Below are 13,114 nucleotides of genomic sequence, written 5' to 3' on the forward strand. Positions count from 1 at the left end.
TCGATCGCCTAACTCACCATTGCCATATCCTGGAGACCGGAAACGACAGCTTCCGCTTCAGGAACAGTTCGGCAAAACCCGTCAAACCCGCGAAGGAGAAAACCAAAAACTTGACCCCGACCTGACCCAGACCCATCATCCACCCGGGTCAGTTCTCAGTGGAAACCCCGGGTCAGTTCTTCGCGGAAATCAACAATCAGGTCCGTTTGCGACCAGGCAACCGCCGGAGACGTGGCCGAGGAGCAGAAGCTAGCGGTTGAGGCCCGGGTGCTAGCATCCGATGGGAAGCTCGGACGGCTCGTGCTGTCAGCCGTAAGGCGCAGTCCCGTTTTGCGAGACCACCGCGGCAATTGGACTGCCCCATACGCCATGAGGATCCTGCGGGGCCAATCAAGCAGCCTTTTTCTTAAGGCCCTGAGCGGACCATCGGACGCGCTCCGGCGGCGTGACAATCTGACCACGGTTCTCCGCATCCCCACCGATCTCGGTGGCGACGATCTTGTCACCGCGGCGGAATGGATCACTTCCAATCCCGACGCCGCCGAGCAGTTCGAGCACGAGCTGGACCGCCGTCAGCACTTTCTCACGAAGTCGGTTATAAGGAGGCTCGCTTCGATCCGCTTCCTGCGCAACGCTGCCGGGAGCCTTAGCGAGCCGCGAGCGCTCCATACAGCGAACGAGCTCAATCGCCTCTGCGTTGGTGACGACCGCATCGTGGGCGGGAATCGATCGGCGCTGTATGCTCGCCTCGAGGTCCAGGACTCCCCGAACCCCGACGCCATCAACGAGACTTTGGACAGGCTTGGCGAAGAAGGGAGAGCGCCCCCACGTCCTGAGTATTTCTACGCGCTCCTCGCACAGATCGCGGCAGGCAACCGCGACTTTCGGGCGAGCTTGGCAGGCCGCAGGATCCTGTGGGTCGAAGGACACTATCATATGCCTTCCGAAGTGCTTGCGGGGGACTTGGTTTCTCGCTTGTTTGATGGCGCGGTCCCGGTCGTCCGTGGACCGAGAACGCTGGTGGCCGCCTACGTCGCACTTGGCGCCCCCGCTATCCCGACTGACCATCACTGGCAGCGCTTTTTCGAGTGGATCGGAAAGCATCAAGGTACCGACACGCCCGTCGACGTCCGCATCCGGCGTAAGCTTTTCGAAGCCTACGAGCTGCGGGGCACTTATGGGCTGCCGGCGGGCCTCGATTCAGATGTGAGGTGCCTGCTGGACCGCCGGCACAGGTTGCACGCGCTCGACGATGTCGAGGCGGGCCGGCTGGTGGAGAACGATTTCGGCGCACTTGCCGATGTCGTCGACACCAGCGACGTGGGAATTGGCATCGCCGACATCAGCGAACGCTCGCACGCCTTTTACCGATCGCTTGGGCTCAGCCGGCTCACAGGCGTATGCGGCGCCGGTCATGTCGAGTTCGGCGTGCCGGCGGCCGTCCAACGTTGGTTCGCCGGGCATCAGCGCCACGAGCTTATGCAACGCCTCCAGGAACCAACGATGCGGGAGGCGGTGCACAGGCTGGCCATGTATTCGTGGCCCGATGGACGCATCTGTTCCGCCGAGGAATTCGAGGTCCGCCTCGGCTCTATCCGAGGAATCGAGGTGTTCGAGAGTATCCACCGGGAATACGCGCTTGACGGGGGCCGCGTCTCCGTACCCGTTGAAGTCGGGTTGCAAGACGGTGTGCTTGGCATCGTCCGACCGAGAACCCGGTTGGACATATACCAGCTGGGTAGCGCAGGCATTGGCAGAGTTAACGGGCCATGCCGACATAGCGGACGCTCGCCAGTTCTCAGCGATGGTCGTGCCGCTATTCATCTGCCGCAACGCGCGAGAGATAGGGGTCTACCTGGCCCGACAGGGCGTAGTGGGCGCCGATCCGATCGCCGACTCATTCGGCGACGAGGCGGACGGCGACGATTGGGATCGCACGGAACGCGAGGAGCTCGTTGAGGGTGCGTTCGCCGACATGTTCACCGACATCATGGGTCGGGCGACGGCCGTGACGCCGGAGCTTCCTCGGGCTTCGCCGCTTCTGCAACCACCCGTGGTTCCGCCGCCGGCGCCTCCGCCACAGGCTTTCGCATTACCACCGCTGGACGAGGTCAACCCGGCGGTCCGCGAGCTCAAGGGAACCACCATCGAGCCGAGAGCCGGAGGGAGCCAAGGGCAGGGCTACAGCTACTCCAGTTTTCAACCTCCCACTCCGGCTGACGTCGAGCGCGACTACATGGTTGGACGACGGGGCGAGGAGATTGTCTACGAGCTCGAGCTCAAGCGCGTGCGCGAGCTCGGGCACGAGCGACCCGAAGATCACGTCGTCTGGACGTCCCAGGCGGATGCGGGGGCCGATCACGACATCAGGTCGATCGATGACCTGGGTCGCATGATTTGGATCGAGGTCAAGTCGACCACTGGTTCGGACGGGCGCTTCATCTGGCCGCGCCGCGAGTTCGAGAAGGCGGTCGCGGCGGGCGACCGATACGAACTCTGTCGCGTCTACCATGTCGCCGGGACATCGCCGCAGGTCAAGAGGTTTCGGAACCCCGTCGGCCTTCTAAGCTCACGACAGATATTTCTCGACTTGAACGAGCTGAAGGCGAATGTGGAACCTCTTTAGTCATCGTACCGATCTTGTCTTCATCGCGCGCCTTCATCGCGCGCGACTACGGTAATCCCATCGTCACCACGTCGTAGATACCGTTACGCACGAAGAATACAACACAAAGTATCGATCTTGAAGCTTTCTCAAAAGGCGCGTTGATCGCGAGCTAACCCTCGCATGGCATGCTTACGCCGCATCACGACGTGCAATTTCGTGCAGCCTCTCCGGCCGGAGGTGGGTGTAGCGACGCAGCATCTTCCAATCCTTGTGTCCCGTGACGAGTGCTACCTGTTCGATCGTGAAACCTGCCTCGAAGAGGCGGCTGGTCGCCTCATGACGCAGGTCATGAAATCGGAGGTCGACGATCTTCAGGTCCTGGCATGTGCGGCGGAAAGCCGTTCCGACGGATCGGCCATTGTATGGAAAGATGCGTTTCGATGATCGCTCCTGAGCGTCACGCTGCTCTTCTATCAGTGCGCAAGGGTCGTAACCGGAGACGCTCAGGAGGGGAATTCTCTGGTGGTTTCCACTTTTCCGACGAGGGTCCTTGCGGTCACGGACGAGCAGCATCTTTCCGGTCGGATCGTAGTCTTCCCAGCGAATTCTGGCGATCTCGTCCTGGCGCAGAGCGGTTGCTATCGCGAAACGGACGATACGACCGACCGGAATGACCTGCCTCGGGTTGTTCTCGAGCGCCGCGACGATGGCGTCGATCTCGGTCGTCGCGGGCCGGCGGTCCCGCTCGTTCCCCTGGCCAACGAGCCCCAGGCGCCGGAGCGCGATGCGTGCATGGTCCAGTGCCTCGGCACAGACGACTGTTCCGTGGATGGCGGCGGCGTGCGTCAGGATGGTTTTGATGTAGCCCAGGTCGATACCGACAGTGACGGGACCCGCTCCCTCTTTCGCTCGCTCCTTGGCGAAAGCGATGATTCTTTCGCGATCGAGTTCGACCGGTCGAAGCTTGCCCAGTCGATTGCGAAGGCACTCGAGACTGGCCTCCTTGGACCTACCGATCATCATGCCAACCTCGGCGAGATCTTGGCGGTGAATGTCGATCAAGCCACCGAACGTCTTTGTGGCAGACCGATCAGAGTGTATAGGTTCGCCGCGGTCGATCCGACGCTCTGTCTCGCGAGCCCAGGTTTCAGCATCGGCGCGGAGCAGGAATGTCTCGCTGGCGTACTTCCCCTTGCGCCTGACTTGGGTTCGCCAGGAACCGGAAGGAAGTTTGGTGAACGTGGCCATATTCGTGTGCGCTATGTGTGCAGTCAGAGATCGAAAAGTGGCGAAAGGCGTCGTATTTTGTCGTGAATCGGAGTGCACACGGAACCGTGCAACGTCCTGATACTAAAGAAAAAATGTATAAAAATCAAGCACCTACACTGGCTATCGCACCTATGATGGATTGGACCGATCGCCATTGCCGGTTCCTCCATCGCCAGTTGTCGGCGCGCGCATTGCTCTACACCGAGATGATCGTCGCCGACGCCGCGATCCATGGCGACCGCCAGCGGCTGCTCGGTTTCGACCCGGCAGAACATCCGGTGGCCTTGCAGCTCGGCGGGTCCGATCCGGCGAAGCTCGCGGAGGCCGCTCGCATCGGTGAAGGTTTCGGCTATGACGAGATCAACCTGAACTGCGGCTGTCCGTCGGATCGGGTGCAATCGGGTACGTTCGGCGCCTGCCTGATGAAGACGCCGGAGCTAGTTGCCGACTGCGTCGCGGCGATGAAGCGCGCCGTCCGCATTCCGGTTACGGTAAAATGCCGGATCGGCGTCGACGACCAGGATTCGGAGCAGGCTCTCGACGCGCTGGCCGAAGGAGTATTTGCCGCCGGCGCCGATGCACTTTGGGTGCATGCGCGAAAAGCCTGGCTGCAAGGTCTCAGCCCGCGCGAGAACCGCGACATCCCGCCGCTCGACTACGGCCGTGTCTATAGGTTGAAGCAGCGGCTGCCGAGAAAATTCATCGGCATCAACGGCGGCGTGCAGACGCTGGGCGAGGCACAGGACCACCTGCGTCATGTCGATGGCGTCATGCTCGGCCGCGCCGCGTATCACACGCCCGCGATTCTTCTCGGTGCCGATGCGCTGCTCGGCAAAGCTGCGCCGCCTGCCGATCTGGGCACCATTATCAAGACAATGGGCGACTATGCCGATGCCCATATCGCACGGGGAGGGCGGCTGCCGCATGTGGCGCGGCACATGGTCGGCCTGTTCCATGGCCAGCCCGGTGCGCGGCGTTTCCGGCAGATCCTGTCGACCGATGCCAACCGGCCGGATGCGCGGTCCGATGTGCTGCGCCGCGCCTTTGCAGCAGTCGAGGCCGGCCAGGCAAAAGAAGCCGCCTGACCTGCATGTGCGTTGCCCATCGAGTGGTTTGTCGAATGCAAACACTTTGCGGCGGACAAACGGCTGCCGGCCATAATCCTGCCCGTTTCCGAACACATTCAATTAAGCGCATAATAAGAAGTTCCTGCTTACAAGAGGGGCGGGGATTTTTCGGGTCCGATCGCATTCCACGCGGCAAGAAGCGGAAACGGGCGGAACCGGCGTGAAATGAAGTCGGTGTTGGGGACATTCTGGATGGCAGTTCTGGCGCGCCCGCGTCTCCGTCGCGCAACGTCCGTCGCTGTGATCGCTCTTTGCGCTGGCTTTTTAGCCTCGTGCGCCAGCGAACAATCGAAGTCGATGGTCGGTCCCAAGGCCCGATCCAAGGAATATTTCGCCGAATCGATCTGGGGCGTGAAGGCCAGCCCGCGTGTCAGCAACCTGAAATCGAACCTGCCGCGTGGTGGCGGCCGCGACCAGACCGGCAAGCCCTACATGGTCCGCGGCAAGATGTATTATCCCAAGGAAGACAAGAAATATAAGCGGATCGGCTATGCCTCTTGGTATGGCGATGCCTTCCATGGCCGTCTCACTGCCAACGGCGAAATCTACGACATGACGCATCTGACGGCGGCACATCCGACGATGCCGCTGCCGAGCTACGCCCGCGTCACCAATATGAAAAACGGCAGCTCCGTGATCGTGCGGGTCAACGACCGCGGCCCCTATTCGAACAACCGCCTGATCGACTTGTCGAAAAAAGCCGCCGACATGCTGGATTATTCCCACACCGGCACCGCTCAGGTGAAGGTGGAATATGTCGGCCGCGCGCCGCTCGATGGCCACGACGACAAATATCTGCTCGCCTCGTACCAGCCCGGCAACAAAGTGCCCGATCCGTCCGTCGGCCTGCCGACGGGCGTGATGATCGCCATGAATGGATCGACGCCGAGCGGCGGCAAGATCGGCGAGAAGCCGGCCGCGGCTTTCCCGGGCACGCTTACCGATGTCGTCCCGGCATCCGCCGAGAGGACCTTGGTGGAGCCGGTGATGACAGCATCGGTGTCCACCGGTGGCGATATCGTGCTACCGGCCTTCGGGCCGATCGCGCCCGAGCGGCCTTCGATCGAGAACATCATCGAGACCCAGATGGCGATGGCGACCATGTCCTACGCGCCGGACGGCGGCGCGTCGTCAACGCGCGCTTTCGACGCCCTGGATGGTACGCGCACGACAGCGGTGGATGTTGCTTCATGGAAGCAATCCGCCGTGGACGAGGCAATGCAGGCATCCGAGCCGTTTGTCGCCGCCGGTACGTTCACCGACAGGGCCGACGCCGAGCGTGTCGAGCAGGCGCTGGCCGCCTTCGGCCGGACGACGCTCGACGCCTCCACCACGGATGGCGAGGCGCTGTATTCCGTAAACCTCTACGAGGACGGGCGCAATTCGCTCGACGATCTGCTCGAAGCCGCCTGGGACCATGGCGCGCCGGATGCCATCGCCGTCCGCGACTGAGCCTTTCTCTGGCGTCGCATCACAGTTGGGCGTGATCGACGCTGATGCGCTGTCTGGCGCCATGGCACGCGCTCCGTTATGACAGGCATGCGGCTGGGATCGTTTGCTATCGCAATCGCTACTGCGCTGTTGCCGATTGCTTTCGCATCCGCCGAACCGTTCGAGACCAAGGCATCGGAAGCCTTGATGGTGGACGCCGAGACCGGCACGGTCCTCTTCGCCAAGGAACCGGATCAAAAAGTCGCGCCGGCTGCACTCGCCAAGCTGATGACGATGGAAGTCGTGTTCCACGCCATTGGGGAAGGGCGGTTCACACTCGACGATATCTTCACCGTCAGTGAGAACGCCTGGCGCACCGGTGGCGCGCCTTCCGGCGGATCGACGATGTTCGCCGCGCTGAAGTCGACGATCCGGCTTGGCGATCTCATTCAGGGCGTGATCGTGCAATCGGCCAACGATGGTGCGATCATCATCGCCGAAGGCATGGCCGGCAGCGAGGATAAATTCGCCGAGTTGATGAACGAACGCGCCCGCGAAATCGGCCTTAAGACGTCCGTGTTCAAGAATGCGAGCGGACTGCCGGCGGACGGACAAGTGGTAACCGTGCGCGAACTCGTGCAACTCGCAATGCATATCTGGCGGGACTATCCGGACTTCTACAAATATTACGCTCAGCCGGAATTCACTTGGAACAAGATCCGCCAGCGCAACCGCAACCCGCTGCTTGCCATGAACATCGGCGCCGACGGCCTGGCGACGGGGTATACGGAAGAAGCCGGCTTTGCCGTCGTCGGTTCGGTCAGCCGTGGCGGCAGGCGCGTCTTTATCGCGATGAGCGGCATGACCAGCGAAGGTGAACGCTCGGAGGAAGTCCGAAAACTGCTCGGCTGGGGCATGGACGGGTTGCGCAAGACCGACCTGTTCGCGTCCGGAGAAGTGGTTGGAGAAGCAGCTGTCTATGGCGGTGCGAAATCCTCGGTTTCACTCACGGCCAAAGGCCCAGTCGCGATTTTCGTTCCGGCCGATGATACCGGTCTTGTATCGGCTCGCATCGTTTATGACGGGCCGCTGGCCGCTCCGGTGGAGCAGGGTGCACCAGTCGGCCGGTTGAACATCTGGGTCGGCGAAACACTCAGCCAGGAAATCCCGCTCTACGCCGCCGAAACGGTCGGGCAGGGCTCTCTACACCGGCGCGCCGCGGATGCCGTAGCAGAACTTCTGACAGGCTGGATGCGCTAAATCCAGGTGGCCGGGCGCGTTCGCGAACAGGCAAACGTTCCAGCGCGTTTCGGGCGCCGTGGTGGACCTATCCGTCGCCACACCCTATGAAGGGGCAGGATTCGGAGCGAGGCCGGCCGATTTGGCGCGCGGATTGTTCATAACCTTTGAAGGCGGCGAGGGCGCGGGCAAGTCGACGCAGATCAGGCGGCTGTCCGAAAAGCTGCGCCGCAAAGGCTACGATACGCTGGTGACCCGCGAGCCCGGCGGTTCGCCGGGCGCGGAAGCGCTACGCCATGTCATCCTTTCCGGCGCGGCCGAGCCTTTCGGGCCACGCATGGAGGCGATCCTGTTCGCCGCCGCCCGCTCCGACCATGTCGAGCAGGTGATCCGCCCGGCGCTGGAGCGCGGCGCAATCGTGCTTTGCGACCGTTTTCTCGACTCTTCCCGGGTCTACCAGGGTGCCGGTAGCGACGAGAATGCCGCTTTGGTCGAGACGCTGGTGCATGTCGCCGTCAACGGCGTCATGCCCGATATGACGCTGATCTTCGACATCGATGCCGAGGCCGGCCTCTCGCGCGCCGCCGCCCGAAGGGGCACGGACCAGGCGGACCGTTTCGAGAAGGAGACGCTGGAAATCCACCAGCGCCGGCGCGAAGCTTACCTGGCAATCGCGGAAAAGGAACCGGATCGCTGCATCGTCATCGATGCTTGGGCCAGCGAGGATGAGGTGGACGACGTGGTGACGGCCGCCGTGTTCGCAGCGCTCGAAGTGCGCGCCAATTCCGAGCGGAAAACCGGAGGAGCCGGCTGATGTTCGAGCGCATCGCGCCGGAACAGCATGACACGCTGGAGGGCATCGCCGAACCGTCGGAGAACCCGGCGCTGATCGGACATGCCGAGGCGGCGGCGACGCTTGCCGCGGCCTATCGGACCGGAAAACTGCCGCACGCGCTGCTGCTTGCGGGCCCGCGCGGCACCGGCAAGGCGACCTTGGCCTATCATCTCGCTTACCATCTGCTGCGGTATCCGGCGCATGAAACGGCGCCGGAAACGCTTGCCGGGCCCGATCCGGAATCGCCCCTGTTCCGCCAGATTGCCATGGGCGCACATCCGGCCATCCTGCATCTGACGCGGCCTTTCAACGACAAGACCAAAAAATTCGCGACGCTTCTCACCGTCGACGAGATACGCCGCGTCAACCGCTTCCTGTCGATGACCTCGCATGACGGCAGTTACCGGGTGGTCATCGTCGATCCCGCAGACGACATGAATATCAATGCTGCCAATGCCTTGCTGAAGAATCTTGAGGAACCGCCTTCGCGCACGGTGTTCCTGTTGATCACCCATTCGCCCGGCAGCCTGCTGCCGACCATCCGTTCGCGCTGCCAGATGATCAGGCTGCAGCCTCCTTCGGCCGGCGAGGTCGAGACCGTGCTGACGGCGTTGGGCATGCCGCTGCCGGACGATGCCGGCAAAAGAGCCGCGCTGCTGGAGCGGGCAGGGGGCAGCGTGCGCGATGCCGTACTGCTCTCCGAATTTGGCGGGCTGGAGATTGCCGACACGGTGGATCTGCTGGTCGGCGGTGCGGACTTCGATTTCGTCAAGGCGCATCGTCTGGCCGATGCCGTGAGCGGCCGTGACAACGAGATCCGCTTCCAATTGATGAACGCGCATCTGCTCGACATCGTCGCGCAGGCGGCGGGCAGGGCAGCGGAAACCGGCGAAACCGGCCGCGCCGGCAATTTTGCGCGCGTCTTTCAGGAATTGCGCATTGCGATCAGCGAGACGGACACCTACAATCTGGACCGCAAACAGCATACGTTGAACATGATCCTGCGCCTGCACGATACGCTTCGAATGTGACGCCGCATCCGGCCGGGATGGCGGCTGCCGTTCCGTTGCGCTATTCACCCTCAAAATTCGTATCTTCTAGGCTGGCGACGCACGATCATGTCACGCGAAAAATTCTACATAACCACCGCTATTTCCTACCCGAATGGCCGGCCGCATATCGGCCACGCCTATGAACTGATTGCCAGCGACGCACTGGCGCGCTTCCAGCGGCTCGACGGCAAGGATGTCTTCTTCCTGACCGGCACCGACGAGCACGGCATCAAGATGCTGCAGACGGCGCGCAAGGAAGGGATTTCGCCGCGCGAGCTGGCGGATCGCAACGCGGCCGAGTTCCAGCGCATGGCCAAGGCCTTGAATGCGTCGAACGACGACTTCATCCGCACCACCGAAAAGCGCCATTACGAATCCAGCCAGGCGATCTGGAAGGCGATGGCCGCCAATGGCGACATCTACAAGGGCGGTTATGCTGGCTGGTATTCGGTGCGCGACGAGGCCTATTACGGCGAGGACGAGACCGAGGTGCGCCCCGATGGCGTCCGGTACGGTCCGCAAGGCACACCGGTGGAGTGGGTCGAGGAAGCGAGCTATTTCTTTCGCCTGTCGGCCTATCAGGACCGATTGCTGGCGCTCTATGAGAGCCAGACGGACTTCATCGGCCCGGCTGAGCGCCGCAATGAGATCATCAGCTTCGTGAAATCGGGTCTGAAAGACCTGTCGATCTCGCGCACCACCTTCGACTGGGGCATCCCGGTGCCCGGCGACGAGGCGCATGTGATGTATGTTTGGGTGGACGCGCTGACCAACTACATCACCGGCGTGGGTTATCCCGATACCGGTGCCGAGAAGTGGCGCTACTGGCCGGCCGACCTGCATGTCATCGGCAAGGACATCACCCGCTTCCACACGGTCTACTGGCCGGCCTTCCTGCTTTCGGCGGGCATCGAATTGCCGAAGCGGGTGTTCGGCCATGGCTTCGTCTTCAACCGCGGCGAGAAGATGTCGAAGTCGGTCGGCAACGTCATCGACCCATTCGCGCTGGTCGATCACTATGGGCTCGATCAGGTGCGCTATTTCATGCTGCGCGAGGTGCCGTTCGGCCAGGACGGCAACTATAGCCACGAGGCGATCGTTGCGCGCACCAATGCCGACCTTGCCAACGGCATCGGCAATCTGGCGCAGCGTTCGCTGTCGATGATTGCCAAGAACTGCGGCGGCGTGGTGCCGAAGCGGGGTGAGTTGACGGAAGCGGACAAGGCCATCCTGGGTCAGGCGGAAGCGGCGCTCAGAATTGCGCGCAAGGCGATGGGCGAACAGGCGATCCATCAGGCGCTGGCGGCGATCTTCGCGGTCGTCGCCGAGGCCGACCGCTATTTTGCCGGCGAAGCGCCGTGGGCGTTGAAGAAGACCGATCCGGCGCGCATGGAGACGGTGTTGCACACGACGGCGGAAACGGTCCGTCGACTGGCGCTGCTCTGCCAACCCTTCATGCCCGCCTCGGCCGAAAAGCTGCTGGACCTGCTGGCGGTACCCGCTGATGGGCGTGGTTTCGAGCATGTTGGCGACACCCATGCGCTGGTGTCCGGCACGCCGCTGCCGGCACCACAGGGCGTTTTCCCGCGCTATGTCGAGCAGGCTGCCGAAGGCTGACACGATGCTGGTCGACAGCCACTGCCATCTGGACTTTCCCGATTTCGCCGAAGAGCGCGCAGCAATCGTGCGGCGCGCCCTCGACGCCGGCGTGGGCCGCATGGTCACCATCTCGACCCGCGTCAAGCGTTTCCAGGAAGTGCTTGGCGTGGCTGAAGAATTTCCTGAAGTTTTCTGCTCTGTCGGCACCCATCCGCACAATGCCGATGAGGAACTGGACATCACCGTCGAAGACCTCGTCCGGCTCTCCAACCATCCGAAAGTGGTGGCGATCGGCGAAGCGGGGCTGGACTACCACTACGACAAGTCGCCGCGTCCCGCCCAGGCAGAGGGCCTGCGCACCCATATAGCGGCGGCACGCGAGACCGGCCTGCCGCTGGTCATCCACGCGCGGTCTGCCGATGACGACATGGAAGCGATCTTGCGCGAGGAAACGGGGAAGGGCGCCTTCCCCTTCGTTCTGCATTGCTTCTCGTCCGGGCGGCAGCTCGCCATGGCCGGCGTCGAGCTGGGCGGCTACGTGTCGTTCTCCGGGATCTTGACCTTCCGGAACTCCGACGAACTGCGCGAGATCGCCCGCGACGTGCCACGCGACCGGCTGCTGTTCGAAACCGACGCGCCCTACCTCGCGCCCGTGCCGTTCCGCGGCAAGCGCAACGAGCCGGCCTATGTGGCGAAGACCGCCGCCGTTCTGGCCCAGACGATCGGCGTCGGCGAGATTGACATCGCCGAAATCACCACCGGAAATTTCTTTCGCCTTTTCAGTAAGATGCCGAAGCCTCCGCAAGCGAGTTTATAGGCGTGGGATCAAGACTGCGCGTCACCATCCTCGGCTGCGGCTCGTCGCCCGGCACGCCGCGTATCACTGGCGACTGGGGAAACTGCGATCCGTCGAATCCGAGGAACCGCCGCACGCGTCCGGCCGCCATGGTCGAGAGGATCGCCGACGACGGTGGCATTACCCGTGTCGTCATCGACACCGGCCCGGATTTTCGCGAGCAGATGCTGGCTGCCGCCGTCACGCGCATCGACGCCGTGATCTACACACACGCCCATGCCGACCATATCCACGGCATTGACGACCTGCGCGGCTACATGCTCGAGCAGCGGCATCTCATGAACATCCATGCGGATCAGCCGACGCTGGACCGGCTGATGCAGGCCTTCGGCTATTGTTTCGAGACGCCGCCCGGAAGCTCCTATCCGCCGATCCTCAGTGCGCACCGGATCGACCATGCCGAACCGGTGATCATCATGGGCGAAGGTGGAGCACTGGCCTTCGAACCGCTGCCGCAGATCCATGGCGACATCATCTCGCTCGGTTTCCGTATCGGTCCGATCGCTTATTGTCCGGACGTCAGCAATTTCCCGCCGAGCACGGCCGAACGGCTGACCGATCTCGACCTACTCGTCATCGACGCGCTGCAATACCGTACGCATCCCAGCCATTTTTCGCTCGCCGAAGCGCTCGATTGGATCGAGAAGCTTGCCCCGCAACGCGCTGTGCTGACGCATATGCACGTGCCGCTGGACTATGCCACGGTGCTCGCCGAAACACCGCCGCATGTCGAGCCGGCTTATGACGGGCTGGTACTGGAAGTCGCTATGGAATCAGGCTGATCGCGCCGCTGTTTCCAGCACGGGCCGCATAGGCGGCGCGACGAAATTTGAGGGCGCGAGCGGTCGACAATCCGACTGCTTTTCGTTGTCCTTCGTGATGCATGAGTTCCATAATCCATCTTATGCGACTTTTTGTTGTAGCAGCTATATAGAGATGCGACACTTGAGCAATTTAGAGATGCGACAGTCCCCGACTTTCACAGCTCTGAAGGCTCGCCAACACGAAGCTGGAAAGGAAGGCTGTCGACTTCACAACGCCGGCGTGGGACCGAGCGTATTGCGGAGCCGCCATCCCTTTGATCACGTTGTCGCAAAA

13 protein-coding genes are annotated in these 13,114 nt (G+C 62.5%); 10 read left to right on the forward strand and 3 right to left on the reverse strand.

Going from position 1 to position 13,114, the window contains the following annotated elements:
• The coding region (locus ABMA59_RS36280) for an ATP-binding protein (protein WP_349007100.1) at positions 1-125 on the forward strand (125 nt) is incomplete at its 5' end.
• A gap of 265 nt (positions 126-390) precedes the next feature.
• Here ABMA59_RS36280 and ABMA59_RS36285 read toward each other — a convergent pair.
• Both ABMA59_RS36285 and ABMA59_RS36290 read right to left on the reverse strand, forming a co-directional pair.
• Positions 391-936: a hypothetical protein gene (locus tag ABMA59_RS36285; RefSeq protein WP_349010194.1), complete on the reverse strand. Its 546-nt coding sequence runs from the start codon at positions 934-936 to the stop codon at positions 391-393.
• Between the two features lie 264 nt (positions 937-1,200).
• Positions 1,201-1,683, reverse strand: coding sequence for a hypothetical protein (locus ABMA59_RS36290; protein WP_349010195.1), 483 nt, complete (start codon positions 1,681-1,683; stop codon positions 1,201-1,203).
• A 10-nt stretch (positions 1,684-1,693) separates the two neighbouring features.
• On the opposite strand from ABMA59_RS36290, the gene ABMA59_RS36295 reads away from it, so the two are divergent.
• On the forward strand, positions 1,694-2,626 hold the full coding sequence (locus ABMA59_RS36295) for a protein NO VEIN domain-containing protein (protein ID WP_349010196.1): 933 nt from the start codon (positions 1,694-1,696) through the stop codon (positions 2,624-2,626).
• A gap of 171 nt (positions 2,627-2,797) precedes the next feature.
• Here the strand turns inward: ABMA59_RS36295 and ABMA59_RS36300 are convergent, their stop codons facing one another.
• Positions 2,798-3,856 carry a site-specific integrase gene (locus ABMA59_RS36300; protein ID WP_349010197.1) on the reverse strand — a complete coding sequence of 353 codons (1,059 nt, stop codon included), beginning with the start codon at positions 3,854-3,856 and terminating at the stop codon, positions 2,798-2,800.
• A 152-nt stretch (positions 3,857-4,008) separates the two neighbouring features.
• Here ABMA59_RS36300 and dusA point away from each other — a divergent pair, with 152 nt between their 5' ends.
• The 8 genes from dusA (at position 4,009) to ABMA59_RS36340 (ending at position 12,798) form a co-directional block, all read left to right on the forward strand.
• The gene (dusA, locus tag ABMA59_RS36305) at positions 4,009-4,962 is read left to right on the forward strand and encodes a tRNA dihydrouridine(20/20a) synthase DusA (protein ID WP_425476057.1); all 954 of its coding nucleotides are present in this window, start codon (positions 4,009-4,011) and stop codon (positions 4,960-4,962) included.
• A 234-nt stretch (positions 4,963-5,196) separates the two neighbouring features.
• On the forward strand, positions 5,197-6,456 hold the full coding sequence (locus ABMA59_RS36310) for a septal ring lytic transglycosylase RlpA family protein (RefSeq protein ID WP_349010199.1): 1,260 nt from the start codon (positions 5,197-5,199) through the stop codon (positions 6,454-6,456).
• A gap of 78 nt (positions 6,457-6,534) precedes the next feature.
• Complete coding sequence (locus ABMA59_RS36315; RefSeq protein WP_425476058.1) at positions 6,535-7,695, forward strand: D-alanyl-D-alanine carboxypeptidase family protein; 1,161 nt, start codon at positions 6,535-6,537, stop codon at positions 7,693-7,695.
• Positions 7,696-7,816: 121 nt separating this feature from the next.
• On the forward strand, positions 7,817-8,488 hold the full coding sequence (tmk, locus tag ABMA59_RS36320) for a dTMP kinase (protein WP_349010203.1): 672 nt from the start codon (positions 7,817-7,819) through the stop codon (positions 8,486-8,488).
• A complete protein-coding gene (locus ABMA59_RS36325; protein ID WP_349010204.1) occupies positions 8,485-9,540 on the forward strand; it encodes a DNA polymerase III subunit delta' in 1,056 nt (351 codons plus the stop codon). Before tmk ends, ABMA59_RS36325 begins: the two co-directional genes overlap by 4 nt.
• An 87-nt stretch (positions 9,541-9,627) precedes the next feature.
• Positions 9,628-11,178, forward strand: coding sequence for a methionine--tRNA ligase (gene metG, locus ABMA59_RS36330; protein WP_349010200.1), 1,551 nt, complete (start codon positions 9,628-9,630; stop codon positions 11,176-11,178).
• A gap of 4 nt (positions 11,179-11,182) precedes the next feature.
• A complete protein-coding gene (locus ABMA59_RS36335) occupies positions 11,183-11,977 on the forward strand; it encodes a TatD family hydrolase (protein ID WP_349010205.1) in 795 nt (264 codons plus the stop codon).
• A 2-nt stretch (positions 11,978-11,979) separates the two neighbouring features.
• Positions 11,980-12,798 carry an MBL fold metallo-hydrolase gene (locus ABMA59_RS36340; RefSeq protein ID WP_349010201.1) on the forward strand — a complete coding sequence of 273 codons (819 nt, stop codon included), beginning with the start codon at positions 11,980-11,982 and terminating at the stop codon, positions 12,796-12,798.
• The last annotated feature ends 316 nt before the right edge of the window (positions 12,799-13,114 follow it).

Source organism: Mesorhizobium yinganensis, from assembly GCF_040081985.1.
Lineage (GTDB): Bacteria > Pseudomonadota > Alphaproteobacteria > Rhizobiales > Rhizobiaceae > Kumtagia > Kumtagia yinganensis.